Genomic DNA, 19038 nt, shown 5'->3' on the forward strand with positions numbered 1-19038 from the left:
TCGTTGCCCACCTACATTATATAAACCACCAAATTAATTTACGGCTTATGATCCCTGAACTCGGTTTTATTGCACTTCTTTTTGCTACGCTATCCGCCCTATTGCTGGCGGTGGTTCCCCATATCGGGATTAAGCGTAACAATCCCGTTTTAATGGGATTAAGCTGGAATTTCAGTTATTTATTCGGTATTTTCTGCACTATTTCTATCGGCTGTTTAGCCTATTCTTTTGCCGTTGACGATTTTTCATTGGAATATGTAGCATTACATTCCAACTCGCAATTACCCGTATTTTTCAAAATCGCCGCGACCTGGGGCGGACACGAAGGTTCAATGCTGTTTTGGCTGTTCTCGCTTAGTTTATGGTTAATAGCTTTTGCCTTGTGCAGCCGCAAAACAGATCCCATTATTTCTGCCCGTACATTAAATATACTCGGCGTAATCTGCTTGGGATTTGCGATATTTATTCTCTTTTTTTCCAATCCTTTTGTGCGAATGTTTCCAGCTCCTTTTGAAGGACGTGATCTCAACCCAATGTTGCAAGATGTAGGATTAATTTTCCACCCGCCATTGCTCTATCTCGGCTATGTGGGCTTTGCGGTGAATTTTGCAATGACTATTGCCGCATTACTCAGCGGTCACTTAGATGCCGCTCTTGCTCGCTGGATGCGCCCTTGGGTATTGGCATCTTGGTTATTCCTTACGCTCGGCATTGCCCTTGGTTCTTGGTGGGCATACTACGAACTCGGCTGGGGCGGTTGGTGGTTCTGGGATCCGGTGGAAAATGCCTCCCTAATGCCGTGGCTGTTAGCCATTGCGTTGTTACATTCTTTAATTGCCACAGAGCAACGGGGCATTCTCCGTTACTGGACAATTTTGCTGTCGATTTTTGTTTTTTCCCTAAGTATTCTCGGTACCTTTATTGTGCGTTCCGGCGTACTCACTTCCGTTCACGGCTTTGCGGTGGATAATCAGCGGGGAGCCGCACTGCTGGTACTGTTTTTCCTATTGATCGTCACAGCATTAAGCATTTTTGCATTTAAAGTCAACTTAGTGAAAACTAACGCTCGTTTTGCCCTGATTTCTAAAGAAAGTGCGGTGCTTTTTGTAAACGTTTTATTTACCATCTCTACTATCAGCACTTTTTTAGGCACTTTTTACCCGATGCTGTTTTCCGTCTTGGGCTGGGGCTCAATTTCTGTGGGAGCACCTTATTTTAACAGCATTTTCCTACCGTTAATTATTGTCTTGTTGCTCGCAATGATGATCGCCTTGGCAGTAAATTGGCAAAAAATTGACCGCACTTTATTGACTAAGCGGACATTGTTATTATTACCAGCGTTAGTAGTAGCTTATGTGCTGGTTTATATGCAAATAGAAACGGACAACAGCTTAAAATTCAATCTATCTGCATTTATCCTATTAGCACTGTCGATTTGGTTATTGCTGGCAACACTATGGCAGAACTACTTTAAACTCAGCATAAAACGAATGGGGATGCTGTTGGCTCACAGCGGCGTTGCTATCACAGTGCTGGGAGCGGTAATGAGCGGTTATTTCGGTAGTGAAATCGGTGTACGAATGAAACCGCAACAATGCGAAACACTAAGTAATTACGAATTTTGCTACCAAGGCTTCCGTAACGAATTAGGCCCGAACTATACGGCAGAAAAAGCGATATTCCACATTTCACATAAGGGCAAGCCATACACCGAACTGTATCCGGAGCGCCGTTATTACGATGTCCGCACAATGAATATGAGTGAAGTAGGGATTGAATGGGGCGTGCTGGGTGATCTCTATATTGTGATGGGAGATCGGCTCGGCAACGGTGAATTTACCTTCCGTTTGCATTATAAGCCTTTTGTCCGCTGGCTCTGGTTTGGTGGTGTCATTATGGCATTGGGAGCCTTATCGGCAATGTTCGGCTTATATAGAGAAAATAGCGGAGGAAATCCCAAGGAAACCAAAAATGAATCGTAAGTTATTATTTTTACCGCTGATTTTAATCTTAGGCTTATGTCTGTTGCTGGTTGCCGGATTACAGAAAGATCCGAAAAAATTGGCTTCCGCCTTAATCGGTAAACCCGTACCGGAATTTCATTTACCCACGGTGCAAGAAGCCAATCGGATCGTGAATAATACCTCTCTGCCAAAGGAAATACATTTGCTAAATGTGTGGGGCAGTTGGTGCGGTTATTGCAAAGATGAAATGCCGTTTTTAACGGAATTAGCAAAAGAAATTAAAATTATCGGCCTTGATTATCGCGATAAACCGCAAAGTGCGGTGGATTTTCTGAAAAAATTCGGTAATCCTTATTGGTTGAATATTGATGATAGCAAAGGTCAATTGGCAATGCAGTTAGGCGTGGACGGTGCACCGGAAACCTATTTAATCGATCGGCACGGCGTTATTCGCTATCGTTATTCCGGTGCTATTAATCGGGAAATCTGGCGTAAGGAATTTCAACCTTTAATGACTGAACTTAATGCACAATAAAATGAAAAAAGTTAATTTTTATTTATTCGTCATCAGCTTATTTTTTGCTTTTTTTGCTACGGCAGAAATGGTGGATACCCATCAATTTAAAAATAACGATGATCGTCTGCGTGCGGTAGCATTGGCAAAATCCCTGCGTTGTCCGCAGTGTCAAAATCAAAACTTAGTAGAATCCAACTCGCCAATTGCCTATGATTTACGCCTTGAAGTATATAAAATGGTGGACGATGGCAAGTCAAATCAAGAAATTATTGATGTAATGACATCCCGTTTCGGCAATTTTGTGCTTTATAAACCGCCTTTTCAGTGGACAACCGCCCTGCTCTGGCTTGCTCCGTTTTTTCTCTTATTACTCTCAGCCGGCTTAATGTGGCGATATTTACGCCAACGGCAGCAGCAATCAATTCAATCGAACGCGCTTGATCACACACAGCAACAAGCATTGAAAACCTTATTAAATCAACAGGATAAATAATGGCTATCGGTATTCTCGCATTTATTCTTATCACGTTCGGCATAATGGCGATTCCTTTTGCTCACTATTTCGATTGGCAGAAAAATTACCGCCGCCAGACAAATATCGCCTTATATCAGCAACAAATCCGCTACGCAGATCAGCCTTTAGCAGACGAAATGGCTCAGCGATTGTTGCAAGACGAACAATATTCGCAAAATCCCAACATTAAAAGTGCGGTGCATTTTTCCAAAAAATCTGCAATATTTTTTGCTTTACTCCTTATTATTGCGGCACTCGGCTATTATTTTTCCCTTAACCGTCTGACAACTGCCGAACTGGGTTTGCAGCAGTCCGGTGAAAAACTGGCTAAATTTGAACATTCCAGCAGTATGCAAAAAAATGACGATGCAATTTTACATATTCAAAATAAATTACGTCAGGATCCCAATAACGGTGAAAACTGGTTTGAATTAGGTCAGCTTTATATGTACAACAACGAGTTTGAACATGCACTCACCGCTTTCGGCAATGCGGAAGGCTTACTCGGCAGCCGTTCGGATATTCTCAGTGCCGCCGCCGCTTCCTTATATTATCAAAACGGTCAGCGGCTAAATACATTAGCGTTAAACTTACTCAATGCCGCACTGGAAAAAGATCCGAAAAATACTGCTGCATTATCCTTACTCGCATCCGATGCCTTTCTACAAACCGATTACCGCAAAGCCTTGCAAATCTGGCAGCAAATTCTAGACAGCGGCTACACCGATGTAGATCGTCGGGCGATTATTCAAAGTATGCAAATGGCAGAAATGTTGCAAAGTGCGAGAAATAAACAATGAAAACGGATGTACTGATTATCGGAGCCGGTGCAGCCGGTTTATTCTGTGCCGCTCAAATTGCCAAGTGCGGTTGTTCTGTAACTATTTTGGATAACGGTAAAAAAATCGGACGGAAAATTTTAATGTCCGGTGGCGGGTTTTGTAATTTCACCAATATGGATGTGACCTCAAAGCATTATCTCAGCCAAAATCCCCATTTTGTGAAATCGGCACTGGCTCGCTATACCCAATGGAATTTTATCGCTATGGTCGCCGAAAACGATATTCCCTATCATGAAAAAGAACTGGGGCAGCTGTTTTGCGATAACGGTGCGGAAGATATTGTGAATATGCTGAAAAACCAATGTGATCAGCATAATGTAAACATCTGCTTACGCAGTGAAGTCAGTGTAATTGAAAAAACGGAAAACGGTTTTAAGGTGCAAGCGAACAAACAGACTTGGCAATGCGAAAAATTAGTGATCGCTACCGGCGGTTTGTCTATGCCGGGATTAGGAGCAACGCCTTTCGGTTATCAAGTTGCGGAACAATTCGGCATTAACGTGATTGCACCGAGAGCCAGTCTTGTGCCTTTCACCTATCGGGAAAATGACAAATATCTGACCGCACTTGCCGGCGTTTCGTTGTCGGTGTCTGTCAGCACCAATCTGCAAAACTTTCAGCATAATATGCTGTTTACTCACCGCGGCTTGTCAGGCCCTGCCATCTTGCAGATTTCTAACTATTGGCAACCCAATGAAAGTGTGGAAATCAATTTATTACCGACGTACAACATCACAGAATATTTGAATAAACAGCGTCAATCATCGCCGAAAATGCAGCTAAAAACCGCATTAAGCCATTTATTGCCGAAAAAATTAGTAGAATTGTGGCTGGAACAAAAACTAATTCAAGATGATGTACTGGCACAACTAAGCAAAGTGCGGTTAAAAAATTTAGAAAATTTAATCCATCACTGGCAATTCGTCCCAAACGGCACGGAAGGCTATCGCACCGCGGAAGTCACTCAAGGCGGTGTTGACACCACTGAAATTTCATCAAAAACTATGGAAGCCAATAACGTCAAAGGGTTATATTTTATCGGTGAAGTGTTAGATGTCACCGGCTGGCTCGGCGGTTATAACTTCCAATGGGCGTGGTCATCAGCTTATGCTTGTGCAACGAGCATTACCGATAAATTAAGATTGTGATAACCAATTCTCCAGCATTTCCCGTCCGAATTGTGTAATAAACGATTCGGGATGAAATTGTACACCGTAAATCGGCAGCGTTTTGTGTTGCATTGCCATCACAATTTCATCCTGACAAGTGGCGGTGATTTGTAAATCTTGCGGAAAATCGACCGCACTTACCGCCCATGAATGATATAAACCGATATCAAATTGTTTTGGTAATCCTTTAAATAATAAAGAATTTTTGTTTACAGTAAGCAATCCTTCTTGACCATGGCGGACGTGGTTTAAGTTATACAGCACGCCACCGAAAAATTCGCACAGCATTTGATGACCCAAGCACACGCCTAGAATAGATTTTTCTCGGTGATATTTTTCTAATATTTCAAACGTTTGCGGATAGGCTTTCGGCACATCCGGGCCGGGTGAAATTAATAAATGGCTGTAATTCGTCACTTCCGTCACACTCACCAGCTCCACCGCTTTAACAGTAAAATCCACAGATAATTTTCGCAATAAATCCACCAAATTATAAGTGAAAGAATCGTGATTATCGATTAGTAAGAGTTTTTTCATTCATCCAGTCCGTTCATTGCGTTAATTAATCTGATTTCATCAAATAAATCCAATTCTTTCAAAGGGATATGCCGTAATTGAATTTTTTGTTGCTGTAATAATCGTTCCCGTTGCGTACCCTGCAACAAAGGGGTATCCGGTGTAAACCACTCGCCTTGGCGTTTTAAAATCAGATTTCCGATAGTACAATCAGTGATCATTCCTTGTTTGATGAGCATAATTTCATCGGACTGTCCCCGCTTTTCATATAATTGATTTAATAAAGTACGGTCGGAAAATTTTAAATTATAGCGAATCTCGTCGCAAATCACTGGTTGAAAGGTACGAATATACCGTTTTTTATAAGGAAAAAATTGGATTTGTTGACTGTATTGGTTGTAATCAATACGGCAACGTACCAATTCATTGCTCGGAAGTGCGGTGGGATTTGCCAAAATTTCCGCTAGATTCACCGCACTTTCCGCCAAACCGTAAAATTCAAATAAAGACTTTTCATAGCGCGCCTGATGATACGCCAAATTCTGCGGTTTACCATTAATAAAGGCTATGGTTTCAAATAATGGGTACATAAACTTTCTGCAATAATTCCTGATATTCTGCTTCACATTGGCTTTGAGCGGTAATACCGCCGCCACTGCGGAATTGTAAGCCCTGGGCGGTTTGTTCTATGTAGCGGATCGCCACGGCACTGTATAGGTTTTCGCCGTCAAAAATACCGAATATCCCGCTGTAATAACCCCGTGCTTGCTGTTCCGCCTGCCGAATGATTTGTACGGTTTTTTCTTTCGGAGCACCGCTTATTGAACCTGCCGGCAATAAAGGCAGAATAAAGGATAACGGATCATTCCGCCAATTTTCCGGCAGTTCGCCGCGAATTTCCGAACTTGTCTGCAAGATCGAACCATTTTCCGTGTTGATTTTATCGATATAACGAAATTTGGTCACTTCAATATTTTTTGCGGTCATTGCCAGATCGTTTCGCATTAAATCCACAATTGTATTGTGTTCCCACTGCTCTTTTGTTGAATTGATAAGCTGCTCGTAGGCATTCGGCAAATCTGCGTCAATCGTGCCTTTCATTGGGTAAGTGTAAATATGATTTCCTGTCATTTTTACAAAACATTCCGGTGAAAAACAGACAAATTCATTTTTAAACAATAGTTTATAAGGTGCGGTGGTTTTCTGAAAAATTTGTTGTAAATTATAATTGGTGCTAATCGGTGTCGGGTAAGTCAGATTGAGCAAATAAGTATTACCAAAATGCAGATTTTGTTGCACGATTTTAAAGCCTTGCCGATATTGCTCGTAAGGCATTGGATTTTTCTGCAAATAAAATAGCGCTGTCGGTAAATCACATTGCCAGTCAACGTTTGTATTGCCTAAAATATCAAAAAACACACCGCACTTTGCCGCCTCGTTCAGCGGTATGATTTGCGGTTTTTGTTGTTCAAAATCAATAAGAAAGAAAAAGGGTTTTGTCATATTAAGTGCGGTATTTTTTCAATAATTTTTGTTTTACAAATTCCACGCCTTTATCCACAAACGTGATATTCTCCAGTTGTAATAAATAGCGTTTGGCAGGTAATCCTCCGCCAAATCCGGTAAGCTCGCGGGTTTTGCCTAATACGCGGTGGCAAGGAATAATAATGCTGATAGGATTGCTTCCCACGGCTCCGCCTACCGCCCGTACCGCTTTCGGATTTTGAATTTGGTTAGCTAATTCGCCATAGGTGTTGGTTTCGCCGTAAGGAATTTGCAATAATGCCCGCCAGATACGTTGTTGAAATGCTGTGCCTTGCGGTGCTAAAGGAATATCCGCAAAAGTCTCCGGTTCACCGTTAAAATAACGGGTCAAGGCGTTTTTCACAGTTATAAATACTTCCAGTTCATTGTTTTCAATCCATTTAGGATTGAGCGTAGTTTGCTCGGCTTCAAAATCCAAGTTAGTCAGTTTGTTGTCTTTCGCCAACATTAATAACCGCCCCACCGGTGACGGAAAATAGCTATAATAAATTTCGCTCATTGTCATTAATTCCCATTAAAAAAGCACCCGCTCAGGGTGCTTATTATGCGATATTTTTTATGAAATTAGAAACGATAGTTTAGGTTTAAACCGTAAAGGTTTGCATGTGCCCGGCTTGTATAATCGGCTTCAATCGTTAAACCTTCTAAAATAGTTTTACGTTCCTTAAATGTTGTTTTCGACCCTATTAAATGCGCGTAGCCAAAATCGACTGACAGATTCGGGGTAAAGTGGTAAGTTGCCCCTAAACTGTACCAGGTACGATCCGTATCCGGAATAGAAGCACTTTCATATTCGCCTACCGCGGCTTCATCAAAAGCAATACCTGCACGTAATGTTAATTTCTCATTCACATCATAGGTTGCACCTAAAGCAATACGGGTATTATCCGTATAATTTTCGGTTTTTCGGAATGCCGTTAAGCCCGAATCATAAGTACCGTGCAATTCTTTAAAACGAGACCATTCCGTATATTTAATACTATAATGCATGGCGAATTTATCCGTCATTTGGTGATAGCCGGAAAACTCCCAATATGCCGGAAGATTTAAAGTTAATCTGCCTACATCATAATACGCATAAGGGAAGCCCCTTGTTTTTGGCTGATAGCTAAAAGCATTATTATCTTTAAAATCAAGATCAATGTACGAGTGATATGCTAAACCGAAACGGTTACGTTCATTAATTTCATAAACCAAACCGGCATTCCAACCGAATCCCCAGGCATTACCCTTTAAATGAACCATAACATCGGATGGCTTTATTGGAAGTGCTGGAGATAAAATACCGGCCGTTCGTTCAATTTCAGCTTGAGCATAAACCGCATTCAGACCAATACCCGCGCTCCAGCCTTTAGAGATTTTATATGAACCGCTTAAGTTAAAATTAAGCGCGGTCAGATCAGTTTTACCACCAAATATACCGGCTGCATAGGTGCCGTCATATTCGCTTTTTAAACCGAAATTGACATTCATTCCGCCACCGATAGCAAAACGATCATTAATCGGATGAACAATATAGAAATTTGGCACTAAAGCACCGGGGATGACATTATCATTACCAGCATCTCTAGCAGGATATCCTGACCGCTTCAGAACTTTAGTCTTTCCGGATAATTTAATACTCGAATCGACATAAACGCCACCCACAGAAAATTCTGTTTTATCAAATTGAGCCATTAATGCCGGGTTGGTGGCAACCACTGATGCGTTATCTGCGATAGCGGCTTCACCGGAATAAGCCCGACCTAAACCTGAAGTTGAAATCTCTGCCAATTGAAATGCGGAAGCATGAGCTCTGCCCGCTGCACCTATCAATATCCAAGAAAATAATGTTTTACAAAGTAAATTCTTTTTCATAGAAAAATTCCCTAAAAGTTAAAAATTTTTTAAAAACCAAGAAGTTAGGATTCTAGTGAACATCCCAATTTGGAGCAAATAAAATTTAATAAATGATCGCCCTGCTCCGACCAGTTATAGCGATATATACTGAAAAAAGTATAAAACACCGACAATTTTTGTTAGAATAATTCAAATTTTCAATAAAGCCAGAAGGAATAAAATATGAGCAAACCATTACAATGTAAAGCTGAAGAAGCGAAAGTATGCTGTTGTGTCGATGTGGGTACAGTGATTGATAACAGCGATTGTGCGGTCGATTTTGAACAAGTTTATGCCACCGAGCAAGACGCTCAAACCGCATTGGCGTATTTAACCGAGAAAGCAAATGAAGCCGCCGCTGATCCAATCGAAATTAGCAGCACAATTAAAGCAGTTGAAGGCGGTTATCAATTAACGGCAAACTTCGCTTTTGAATATCAGGCGGAAAGTATGATCTTCCAACTTTCCACTCGTTAATTTAAAAATTTTGTAAAAAAATACCGCACTTAAGCAATTAAATGCGGTATTTTTCTTCGTTCATCGGATTAGAATAACTGTTTCGCTTTTTCCAATAATTTATGGTTAAACGGGTGCTTCATGTTATTAATCGCGTCAATGATATCGTGATGCACCAATTCTTCGTTTTGAATACCCACACAATAACCGGCTTTACCTTGCAATAGCAATTCAACGGCGTAGATACCCATGCGGGAAGCTAAAATACGGTCGAAAGCACAAGGCGAACCGCCGCGTTGTACGTGACCTAATACGGTTGCCCGGGTTTCATGTTTAATGCGCTCTTCAATTTCTTTCGCCAGTTCGTTTACATCGGTCATATTTTCAGTAATTGCAATAATCGCATGACGTTTACCTTTAGCAAAACTTTCTTCGATTTCACGAATCAATTCTTCGCGGCTGAAATCCACTTCCGGCACGATGATATATTCGCAACCACCGGCGATACCAGCCGCTAAAGTTAAATCACCGCGATTACGTCCCATAATTTCTACGATAGAAATTCGTTGATGTGAACTACAAGTATCACGTAAACGGTCGATAGCTTCCACTGCCGTGTTTAACGCGGTTTGATAACCGATAGTATAATCCGTGCCCGCAACATCATTATCGATCGTTCCCGGTAATCCGATACAAGGGAAACCGTGTTCTTCCGTTAATAATTTAGCGCCGGTGTATGAACCGTCACCACCAATCACCACTAACGCGTCAATTTCATGAGAACGTAAAACATCCGCACATTTTGACCGCACTTCCGGATTTTTGAACTCCGGGAAACGTGCAGAGCCTAAAAATGTGCCGCCGTGCGTAATCACATCAGAGACGCTAAAACGATTTAATTGTTTGATATTATTATGGTATAAACCGTAATAACCATCGTAAATACCATATACTTCCAAGCCCTTTGACAACGCAGTACGAACCACACCACGGATCGCAGCATTCATCCCCGGAGCATCGCCCCCACTGGTTAACACAGCTATTTTCTTAATCATAATTTATCCTTCGTTGATATATTTTAAAAAATTAAATAAATGCTTATTTATTGTCGCTAAGATTACACCATTATAGTTATCCGTACTAGAAAAAACTAAAAAAATTTACAAAAAAGCCCTGTAACTTTGATCTTATGCAAATTTATGTTTTCCCTCCGCCTTTACGACGCAGGTCGGTTCCTGATGAATCATAATATCCGACATCGGAAAAGCGGTGCTTAATTTACGCTCCACTCTGTCCGTAATATTATGTGCTTCAATAAAAGAAAGATTATCGTCCAATTCCAAATGTAGTTGAATAAAACGGATCGCACCGGCTCGCCGAGTCCGTAAATCATGGATGCCAATCACGCTTTTGTCTTCTTGAGCAATGCGTTCGATCAGACGAATTTCATGTTCAGGTAATGCAACATCCAGCAATAACTGAATGGCTTCAAACAACATTTTTGCCGCGTTTAACAAAATGTAACCCGCTATTAAAATAGCAAAAATGGCATCGGCACAGATAAAGCCCTGCATACTTAAAAGTAGGGAAATCAAAATGGCAAGGTTCATCAATAAGTCGGTTTGATAATGCAGGCGATCCGCTTTAATTGCGGGGCTATCGGTTTGTTTAATCACCTTACGTTGATATATTACCAACACAAAAGTGGCGGCGATAGAAAATAAGGTAACTGCAATTCCCAGTTCGGAGTGCGGCAATTCAACGGGGGCATTTAAGCGATGGATGCCTTGTAATAACAAAAATATTGCCGAACCGGATATAAATGCACTTTGAGCCAAAGAAGCCATTGATTCCGCTTTGCCATGACCGAACGAATGGTTATTATCTGCGGGCATAAGAGCAAAACGCAAGATCAACATACTGGTAAAAGAACTCAGTAAATCCAATAAGGAATCGGTGATAGAGGCCAACATACTCACGGATCCCGTTTTCCACCAAGCGACACCTTTTACCAAAACCAGTAAAAGTGCGGTGCAAATTGCGAAAATTGCAGCTCTGCGGACTTGTTTGGAATAGACTTCTTGCATTGTTTATATCTTTAATTAGGTCTTAGGCTTTACACACTGCCATTTCCAATCGGCTTGTTTTAATTTTGCCAATTCTTTATCGGCCACGTATTTTTTCAAATATCCGACCAATTTGTCCGATGACATTTGGCGGATTTTACCGGTGCGGGCGACTTTTACCGAATACTGATACTGCACATAACCACAGCGATCAACATTTTTACCTTTTAATACATCCACCTGCCAACTTTTGTTCAGTTTGGTCGGTTTATAAATAATATAGCCGTATAAATAATCATTTTCCGTGTAAAGATTGTAGCTGTTTAAACCTGTCGGATGTTCGCCATAAATTTTTTTACGTAATGCAATCCGTTGTTGCAAATCCCGCTTTTGTTTATTTCGATCTAAAAATAATTCCACCGCACTTTGCCAATTTTGGGCGTTTTGCTTCGGCAACCAATACACATAACGAGTCACATCAATCAAATCCCGATGTTTCCCCAAACGATAGGCTTTATTCTCATGAGTGATTTTTTTAGGCGCATCTAATTGTGTCGGTGGTGACTGCAATAGTGTACAACCGCTTAAAAACAATAGGCTTAGTAACAAATATTTTTTCATAAATTACTCTTGTAAATCCCGCTTAAAGACAAATTCCGTATTAGTGGATGCGGTTGCATCAAAATAATAACCGTCTAAATCAAATTCTTTTAGCTGTTCGATTTCCTGCAGGCGATGTTGAATGATATAACGGCACATTAAACCGCGAGCCTTTTTAGCATAAAAACTAATCACTTTATATTTACCGTTCTTATTATCTAAAAAAACCGGTTTGATAATATTTACCGATAATTTATCGGCTTTAACGGATTTATAATATTCATCCGATGCCAGATTCACCAATACATTATCACCTTGTTCGTCAATGGCTTTCTGTAAAGATTGAGTAATGACATTCCCCCAGAAAGCATACAAATCCTTGCCGTTGCGGTTGATTAATTTCGTTCCCATTTCCAAACGGTACGGTTGCATTAAATCCAACGGACGCAGCAGACCATATAATCCTGATAATATACGCAAATGCTGTTGGGCAAACATCACATCTTGCTCCGACAAACTTTCTGCCGCTAATCCGGTATATACATCGCCTTTAAAGGCATAAATCGCAGGACGGGAATTTTGTTGGTTATGCTTTTTTTCCCATTCGGCAAAGCGGGCGACATTAAGTCCTGCTAATTTATCGCTGATACTCATTAATGACGCGATTTGTGCCGGTGATAATTGACGACATAAATCAATTAATTGCTCGCTATAATCCGTTAAGTGCGGTCGTGTTACAGAAAATTTTGGGATTTCGCTTTGATAATCAAGCGTTTTTGCCGGTGAAATAATGGCTAACATTGTTGTTCCTTTCGTTAATTGAAGGCAAATTATAATGAAAGTGCGGTCAATTTCCAATTAATTTCCGCTAACCCTTGCTCCCGCAAATAGTCGTTAGCCTTGGAAAAGTGGCGACAACCGAAAAATCCGCGATGTGCCGATAAAGGGGACGGATGTACCGAAGTCAACACACGGTGTTTATTACGATCAATAAACTGCCCTTTTTTCTGTGCATGACTGCCCCATAATAAAAACACAAGATGTTCGCGATGATTGTTTAATTGTTCGATAACACGGTCGGTAAACGTTTCCCAACCGAATTTCGAATGGGAATGAGCCATGCCCCGCTCTACGGTTAATACCGTATTAAGTAACAGCACCCCCTGTTTCGCCCAATCCACCAAATAACCGTGATTTGGAACCTGAAAACCTTCGATATCCGTGCTGAGTTCTTTATAGATGTTGACCAATGACGGCGGCGGTACAATGCCGGGTTTGACAGAAAAGGCCAATCCGTGTGCCTGATTCGGCCCGTGATAAGGATCTTGTCCTAAAATCACTACTTTTACATCAGCAAATTCGGTCAATTTAAATGCACTGAAAATTTCATTTTGCGGAGGATATATGATTTTACCGCTGGCGCGTGCCGCATGGACTTGTTGCAAAATAGATTTAAAATAAGGTTGTTCTTTTTCTATACCGATAGCATCTTTCCACGTTTCCACAACTCTCTCCCTTTATCACCAATTAAATGTGGCTTATATTATAAACATTGCAAGTTGGCTTGTCACTGACCGCAAATTTACCACTCAAAGAACCATATTCCCAACAAATAACTTTAAATAAATGTTAAATGCAGTTACTTATATGTTAAAATAACCGCCAATACATCATATTTATTTTGATTAAAATCAAATTTAATAAAATATTAATGAAATATCACTTGTTTTAGATCAATTTTATTTGAAAAGATAAAAATTTTTGATAAAATTTGCACCAATTTAGATTAACAAACAGCCAAATGGAGGCATTCATATGATTAAAGGTATTCAAATTACTCAAGCCGCTAACGACAATTTATTGAACTCATTCTGGTTATTGGATAGCGACAAAGGTGAAGCTCGTTGTTTATGTGCTAAAGGAGACTTCGCTGAAGATCAAGTGGTGGCAGTAAACGAATTAGGTCAATTCGAATATCGCGAATTACCGGTTGACATTGCTCCGCGTGTAAAAGTGGAAGGCGGTCAACACTTAAACGTAAACGTTTTACGTCGTGAAACTTTAGAAGATGCCGTTAAAAATCCGGAAAAATATCCGCAATTAACCATCCGTGTTTCCGGTTATGCAGTACGTTTCAACTCGCTAACTCCGGAACAACAACGCGACGTTATTACTCGTACTTTCACTGAAAGTTTATAATTTTCGATTTCACAAAAAAAGTAACATCACTGATGTTACTTTTTTATTGAGTACAATTTATAAAACTTTATAAAAAAAGACCGCACTTATTAAAGCAGCCCTGCCTGTTTTAAGGCCGCTTCTACTTTAGGTTGTGCCTGCTCGCTTAAAACGGTCAGCGGTAAACGTAATACCGGTTCGGCGATCAAACCGATACGATATGCTGCCCATTTCACCGGAATCGGGTTAGACTCCACAAATAAATCTTTATGTAGTGCCATCAAGCGTTCATTGATTACCTCTGCTTCTGCAAAATTACCTTCCAGTGCGAATTTACACATTTTCGCCATATCCGCGGCAGCAACATTATTGGTTACAGAAATCACGCCTTGTCCGCCCAATTTCATTAATTCCAAACCTGTCGCATCATCACCGCTTAAAATAATGAAATCCTCACCGGTTAATGCACGAATTTTGGCTACGCGACTCACATCACCTGTAGCTTCTTTAATTCCCACAATATTAGGAATTTTTGCCAAACGACCTACGGTTTCAGGTTGTAAGTCACTTCCCGTACGCCCCGGCACATTATAAAGAATTTGAGGTAAATCGGTTGATTCCGCAATCGCTTTAAAGTGTTGATACATCCCTTCTTGTGTCGGTTTATTATAGTATGGCACCACAGATAAACATCCTGCTACACCGCTATCACGCAATAATTTAGTCATTGCAATGGCTTCGCTCGTTGCATTAGATCCGGTACCTGCAATCACAGGAATACGTCCGGCTGCAAATTCAACGGTCTTTTGAATTACTTTCACATTTTCATCAATGCTTAAAGTCGCCGACTCACCGGTTGTACCGACCGCTACAATACCGTCCGTGCCGGATTTAATATGATATTCTACGAGTTTTTTCAACTCATCATAATCTACTTCACCGTGATTATTCATTGGGGTGATCATTGCAGTTAAACTGCCTGAAAACAAAAGTGTGTTTGCCATAAATCCTCCGAAGATTTTTTATATTTTATTTATTGAAGTCGATGTTCTTAAAGATCGCTAAAAACGATATAATTTGCAAGTGTTTTTTATGATTTTAAACAAATAAAAGGAAAATAAAATGAATACATTAAAAATTGGCGATATCGCACCGCACTTCACACTGCCAAATCAAGCGAATGAACTCGTTTCATTGACACAATTTCAAGGCAAAAAAGTACTGCTTTATTTCTATCCTAAAGCATTGACACCGGGGTGCACTATGCAAGCCCATGGATTACGCGATGCAAAAACTGAGTTAGACAAATTTGATGTGGTTATTTTAGGCATTAGTCCCGATGCACCAAACAAATTAGCTAATTTTATTGAGAAGAAAGCCTTGAATTTTACCTTGCTTTCTGATGTCGACCACAAGGTTGCAGAACAATTCGGTGTGTGGGGTGAGAAAAAATTTATGGGGAAAACCTATAATGGCATTCATCGTATTAGTTTTTTAATCAATGAACAAGGTATTATCGAACAAGTTTTTGATAAATTTAAAACCAAAGATCATCATCAAGTCGTATTGAACTATTTAGAACAAAATTTATAAAACAAAAACCCGCTAATATAGCGGGTTTTTAATTTTAATTGAATCTATTATTCCGCAGCTGCTTCTGCAACTTCCGGACGATCAACTAACTCAATGTATGCCATTGGCGCGTTATCGCCTGCACGGAATCCGCATTTTAAGATACGGGTATAACCACCTGCACGTTGTGCAAAACGTGGACCTAATTCATTAAATAATTTCGCAACGGTATCTGTGTTACGAGTACGAGCAAAAGCTAAACGGCGATTAGCAACGCTATCTTCTTTAGCTAATGTAATTAACGGCTCAACTACACGACGTAATTCTTTTGCTTTAGGCAAAGTTGTTTTGATGATTTCGTGTTCAACCAAAGAACTTGCCATATTGCGGAACATCGCTTGACGATGACTGCTATTACGGTTTAGTTGACGACCACTCTTACGATGGCGCATGACCTTATCCTTCTCAGAAAAATCTTAACCCAGTGACCAGACTATATTAGTCTTCGGCAATACTTGCCGGTGGCCAGTTTTCAAGGCGCATACCTAATGACAGACCACGTGAAGCGAGTACGTCTTTAATTTCAGTAAGAGATTTCTTACCAAGATTAGGCGTTTTTAATAACTCAACTTCGGTACGTTGTACTAAGTCACCGATATAATGAATTGTTTCTGCTTTCAAACAGTTAGCAGAACGAACTGTCAACTCTAAGTCATCAACAGGACGTAATAAAATCGGATCAAACTCCGGTTTTTCTTCCTTAACTTCAGGTTGACGAACATCACGTAAATCAACGAATGCATCAAGTTGCTCTGCTAAAATTGTTGCTGCACGACGAATCGCTTCTTCCGGATCAATAGTGCCGTTAGTTTCCAGTTCAATCACTAACTTATCTAAGTCAGTACGTTGTTCAACACGTGCTGCTTCTACATTGTAGGCAATACGGTCAACCGGACTATAAGTAGCATCTACCAATAAACGACCGATAGGACGATCTTCATCTTGACTATGCACACGAGCTGAAGCAGGAACATAACCTCTGCCACGTTGTACACGAATACGCATACTAATCGATGCATTCTCGTCTGTTAAATGACAGATTACATGTTCAGGATTTACGATTTCAACATCACCATCGTGGGTGATGTCGGCTGCAACAACAGGGCCAATGCCAGATTTATTCAATGTTAAAATAACATCATCTTTATTCTGAACCTTAACCGCTAGACCTTTAAGGTTTAAAAGCACTTCAAGAATATCTTCTTGAACACCTTCTTTACTACTATATTCGTGCAATACCCCTTCAATTTCTACTTCAGTCACGGCACAACCCGGCATTGAAGATAGAAGAATGCGACGTAAAGCATTACCTAAAGTGTGACCGAAACCACGCTCTAACGGTTCTAAAATCACTTTAGCGTGAGTTGGGCTGATTTGCTCAATATCAACTAAGTGTGGCTTTAAAAATTCTGTAACAGAACCCTGCATTTTATCCTCTCTATTGCTACTAAGCTTTAACTATTATTTAGAGTAAAGCTCGACGATCAGATGTTCGTTAATGTCTGCTGATAAATCAGAACGTTCAGGAACACGTTTGAACACACCTTCCATTTTAGCGGCATCAACTTCTAACCATGTCGGTTTTTCTCTTTGTTCTGCCAATTCCAGTGATGCTTTAATACGTGCTTGTTTTTTCGATTTTTCACGAATAGCAACAACATCATTAACGGAAACTTGGAATGATGGGATATTCACAACACGACCATTTACAACAACGGCTTTGTGACTCACCAGTTGGCGAGCCTCTGCACGAGTTGCTGCAAAGCCCATGCGATAAACAACGTTATCCAATCGACCTTCTAATAACACTAATAAGTTTTCACCTGTGTTACCTTTTAAGCGGTTTGCTTCTTTATAGTAGTTACGGAATTGACGTTCTAAGATCCCGTACATACGGCGAACTTTTTGCTTCTCACGTAATTGACTACCATAGTCAGACAAACGCGGTTTACGAGCACCGTGTTGACCGGGTGCTGTATCAATTTTACATTTTGAATCAATCGCACGAACGCCAGACTTAAGGAATAAGTCAGTGCCTTCGCGACGGCTTAGCTTGAGTTTAGGACCCAAATATCTTGCCATTTTCTTTCTCCAACTATCCTATAACGCCATTAAACACGACGTTTTTTCGGTGGACGACAACCGTTATGTGGAATCGGAGTCACATCAGTAATATTCGTAATACGGAAACCCGCTGCATTTAATGCACGAATAGTAGACTCACGACCAGGACCAGGGCCCTTAACCATAACTTCCAAGTTCTTTAAGCCAAACTCTTTTACGACTTCAGCACAACGTTCTGCTGCAACTTGTGCGGCAAACGGGGTAGATTTACGAGAACCACGGAAACCTGAACCACCTGCAGTTGCCCATGCAAGAGCATTACCTTGACGGTCAGTAATTGTAACGATTGTATTATTGAAAGATGCGTGGATATGAGCTACGCCATCTACAATTTGTTTTTTTACACGCTTACGTGCACGAACTGGTGTTTTAGCCATCTTCTATTTACCCCGACTATTTCTTGATCGGTTTACGAGGACCCTTACGGGTACGCGCGTTAGTTTTAGTACGTTGACCACGTACAGGTAAACTACGACGATGACGTAAACCACGATAACATCCTAAGTCTAATAGACGTTTGATGTTTAATGTTACTTCACGACGTAAGTCACCTTCAACGGTAAATTTACCAACTTCGTCACGCAGTTTATCAATCTGCTCTTCAGACAATTCTCTGATCTTAACATCTTCAGCAATACCAGCTGCTGCACAAATAGCTTGTGAGCGGGTTTTACCGATACCGTAGATCGCAGTTAATGCAATTACAGCGTGTTTGTGATCAGGAATGTTAATGCCTGCAATACGGGCCACTATGCACTCCTATTATTAAAATTAATTGATACACTGATCTTGAAAAGCCCGTTTTCAGGATACTCAAACAGTGCATCAGGACATAAATGAGCTGAGCAGTATAACTGCTCAGCAGGTTCTTTGCAAGAAAAATGTTTAATTAACCTTGACGTTGTTTATGTTTAGGGTCGCTGCATAATACACGAACAACACCTTCACGTTTAACAATTTTGCAGTTACGACACATTTTCTTAACGGAAGCACGAACTTTCATTGCTTATCCCTATTTACATTTAAAAGACAATAAA

25 protein-coding genes are annotated in these 19038 nt (G+C 40.5%); 8 read left to right on the forward strand and 17 right to left on the reverse strand.

Annotation, left to right across the window (positions count from 1 at the left end):
• Positions 1-47: 47 nt before the first annotated feature.
• From nrfE to EDC44_RS05300, 5 genes are read left to right on the forward strand one after another with little or no spacing between them, the layout of a single operon-like run.
• Positions 48-1982: a heme lyase NrfEFG subunit NrfE gene (nrfE, locus tag EDC44_RS05280; protein ID WP_131976107.1), complete on the forward strand. Its 1935-nt coding sequence runs from the start codon at positions 48-50 to the stop codon at positions 1980-1982.
• A complete protein-coding gene (locus EDC44_RS05285) occupies positions 1972-2499 on the forward strand; it encodes a DsbE family thiol:disulfide interchange protein (protein ID WP_131976109.1) in 528 nt (175 codons plus the stop codon). Before nrfE ends, EDC44_RS05285 begins: the two co-directional genes overlap by 11 nt.
• Position 2500: 1 nt before the next feature.
• Positions 2501-2974, forward strand: coding sequence for a heme lyase NrfEFG subunit NrfF (nrfF, locus tag EDC44_RS05290; RefSeq protein ID WP_131976111.1), 474 nt, complete (start codon positions 2501-2503; stop codon positions 2972-2974).
• The gene (locus EDC44_RS05295; protein WP_131976113.1) at positions 2974-3795 is read left to right on the forward strand and encodes a TPR domain-containing protein; all 822 of its coding nucleotides are present in this window, start codon (positions 2974-2976) and stop codon (positions 3793-3795) included. The genes nrfF and EDC44_RS05295 overlap by 1 nt, the downstream gene beginning before the upstream one ends.
• Positions 3792-4985: a BaiN/RdsA family NAD(P)/FAD-dependent oxidoreductase gene (locus EDC44_RS05300; RefSeq protein ID WP_131976115.1), complete on the forward strand. Its 1194-nt coding sequence runs from the start codon at positions 3792-3794 to the stop codon at positions 4983-4985. Before EDC44_RS05295 ends, EDC44_RS05300 begins: the two co-directional genes overlap by 4 nt.
• On the opposite strand, the gene EDC44_RS05305 is transcribed toward EDC44_RS05300, so the two are convergent.
• From EDC44_RS05305 to EDC44_RS05325, 5 genes are all read right to left on the reverse strand, one after another.
• Positions 4974-5543, reverse strand: a complete 570-nt coding sequence (locus tag EDC44_RS05305; protein WP_131976117.1) for an anthranilate synthase component II — start codon at positions 5541-5543, stop codon at positions 4974-4976. The genes EDC44_RS05300 and EDC44_RS05305 overlap by 12 nt on opposite strands.
• Positions 5540-6112 (reverse strand): aminotransferase class IV family protein, encoded by a 573-nt coding sequence (locus EDC44_RS05310; RefSeq protein WP_131976119.1) that lies wholly within the window; start codon positions 6110-6112, stop codon positions 5540-5542. Before EDC44_RS05310 ends, EDC44_RS05305 begins: the two co-directional genes overlap by 4 nt.
• Positions 6096-7025, reverse strand: a complete 930-nt coding sequence (locus EDC44_RS05315) for an aminodeoxychorismate synthase component I (protein WP_131976121.1) — start codon at positions 7023-7025, stop codon at positions 6096-6098. Before EDC44_RS05315 ends, EDC44_RS05310 begins: the two co-directional genes overlap by 17 nt.
• A 1-nt stretch (position 7026) precedes the next feature.
• Positions 7027-7566: a methylated-DNA--[protein]-cysteine S-methyltransferase gene (locus tag EDC44_RS05320; protein ID WP_131976123.1), complete on the reverse strand. Its 540-nt coding sequence runs from the start codon at positions 7564-7566 to the stop codon at positions 7027-7029.
• Positions 7567-7631: 65 nt separating this feature from the next.
• Positions 7632-8924: a porin gene (locus tag EDC44_RS05325; protein ID WP_131976125.1), complete on the reverse strand. Its 1293-nt coding sequence runs from the start codon at positions 8922-8924 to the stop codon at positions 7632-7634.
• 204 nt (positions 8925-9128) lie between these two features.
• Between EDC44_RS05325 and EDC44_RS05330 the strand changes: the two genes are divergently transcribed.
• On the forward strand, positions 9129-9422 hold the full coding sequence (locus tag EDC44_RS05330) for a YfcZ/YiiS family protein (protein WP_131976127.1): 294 nt from the start codon (positions 9129-9131) through the stop codon (positions 9420-9422).
• 68 nt (positions 9423-9490) lie between these two features.
• Here the strand turns inward: EDC44_RS05330 and pfkA are convergent, their stop codons facing one another.
• The 5 genes from pfkA to ung all read right to left on the reverse strand — a co-directional run bounded on the left by pfkA (position 9491) and on the right by ung (position 13572).
• On the reverse strand, positions 9491-10456 hold the full coding sequence (pfkA, locus tag EDC44_RS05335; protein ID WP_131976129.1) for a 6-phosphofructokinase: 966 nt from the start codon (positions 10454-10456) through the stop codon (positions 9491-9493).
• A 132-nt stretch (positions 10457-10588) separates the two neighbouring features.
• A complete protein-coding gene (locus tag EDC44_RS05340; protein WP_131976131.1) occupies positions 10589-11488 on the reverse strand; it encodes a cation diffusion facilitator family transporter in 900 nt (299 codons plus the stop codon).
• Between the two features lie 15 nt (positions 11489-11503).
• The gene (locus EDC44_RS05345) at positions 11504-12088 is read right to left on the reverse strand and encodes a hypothetical protein (protein WP_131976133.1); all 585 of its coding nucleotides are present in this window, start codon (positions 12086-12088) and stop codon (positions 11504-11506) included.
• A 3-nt stretch (positions 12089-12091) separates the two neighbouring features.
• On the reverse strand, positions 12092-12868 hold the full coding sequence (yaaA, locus tag EDC44_RS05350) for a peroxide stress protein YaaA (protein ID WP_131976135.1): 777 nt from the start codon (positions 12866-12868) through the stop codon (positions 12092-12094).
• 29 nt (positions 12869-12897) lie between these two features.
• The gene (ung, locus tag EDC44_RS05355) at positions 12898-13572 is read right to left on the reverse strand and encodes a uracil-DNA glycosylase (RefSeq protein ID WP_131976137.1); all 675 of its coding nucleotides are present in this window, start codon (positions 13570-13572) and stop codon (positions 12898-12900) included.
• Positions 13573-13882: 310 nt separating this feature from the next.
• On the opposite strand from ung, the gene grcA reads away from it, so the two are divergent.
• Complete coding sequence (grcA, locus tag EDC44_RS05360) at positions 13883-14266, forward strand: autonomous glycyl radical cofactor GrcA (protein WP_131976139.1); 384 nt, start codon at positions 13883-13885, stop codon at positions 14264-14266.
• A gap of 89 nt (positions 14267-14355) precedes the next feature.
• On the opposite strand, the gene dapA is transcribed toward grcA, so the two are convergent.
• Positions 14356-15249 (reverse strand): 4-hydroxy-tetrahydrodipicolinate synthase, encoded by an 894-nt coding sequence (gene dapA / locus EDC44_RS05365; protein ID WP_131976141.1) that lies wholly within the window; start codon positions 15247-15249, stop codon positions 14356-14358.
• A 118-nt stretch (positions 15250-15367) separates the two neighbouring features.
• Between dapA and bcp the strand changes: the two genes are divergently transcribed.
• Entirely contained in the window at positions 15368-15838 is a 471-nt protein-coding gene (gene bcp, locus EDC44_RS05370) for a thioredoxin-dependent thiol peroxidase (protein WP_131976143.1), read from the forward strand.
• A gap of 47 nt (positions 15839-15885) precedes the next feature.
• On the opposite strand, the gene rplQ is transcribed toward bcp, so the two are convergent.
• The 6 genes from rplQ to rpmJ all read right to left on the reverse strand — a co-directional run bounded on the left by rplQ (position 15886) and on the right by rpmJ (position 19004).
• Positions 15886-16269 carry a 50S ribosomal protein L17 gene (rplQ, locus tag EDC44_RS05375; protein WP_131976145.1) on the reverse strand — a complete coding sequence of 128 codons (384 nt, stop codon included), beginning with the start codon at positions 16267-16269 and terminating at the stop codon, positions 15886-15888.
• A 46-nt stretch (positions 16270-16315) separates the two neighbouring features.
• A complete protein-coding gene (locus tag EDC44_RS05380) occupies positions 16316-17305 on the reverse strand; it encodes a DNA-directed RNA polymerase subunit alpha (RefSeq protein WP_131976147.1) in 990 nt (329 codons plus the stop codon).
• 33 nt (positions 17306-17338) lie between these two features.
• Complete coding sequence (rpsD, locus tag EDC44_RS05385) at positions 17339-17959, reverse strand: 30S ribosomal protein S4 (protein WP_131976149.1); 621 nt, start codon at positions 17957-17959, stop codon at positions 17339-17341.
• A gap of 29 nt (positions 17960-17988) precedes the next feature.
• The gene (rpsK, locus tag EDC44_RS05390) at positions 17989-18378 is read right to left on the reverse strand and encodes a 30S ribosomal protein S11 (RefSeq protein WP_100289161.1); all 390 of its coding nucleotides are present in this window, start codon (positions 18376-18378) and stop codon (positions 17989-17991) included.
• 16 nt (positions 18379-18394) lie between these two features.
• A complete protein-coding gene (gene rpsM, locus EDC44_RS05395) occupies positions 18395-18751 on the reverse strand; it encodes a 30S ribosomal protein S13 (RefSeq protein ID WP_005648406.1) in 357 nt (118 codons plus the stop codon).
• Positions 18752-18890: 139 nt separating this feature from the next.
• On the reverse strand, positions 18891-19004 hold the full coding sequence (gene rpmJ / locus EDC44_RS05400) for a 50S ribosomal protein L36 (protein WP_005625868.1): 114 nt from the start codon (positions 19002-19004) through the stop codon (positions 18891-18893).
• Positions 19005-19038 lie beyond the last annotated feature (34 nt).

Source organism: Cricetibacter osteomyelitidis (assembly GCF_004340985.1).
GTDB classification, from domain to species: Bacteria; Pseudomonadota; Gammaproteobacteria; order Enterobacterales; family Pasteurellaceae; genus Cricetibacter; species Cricetibacter osteomyelitidis.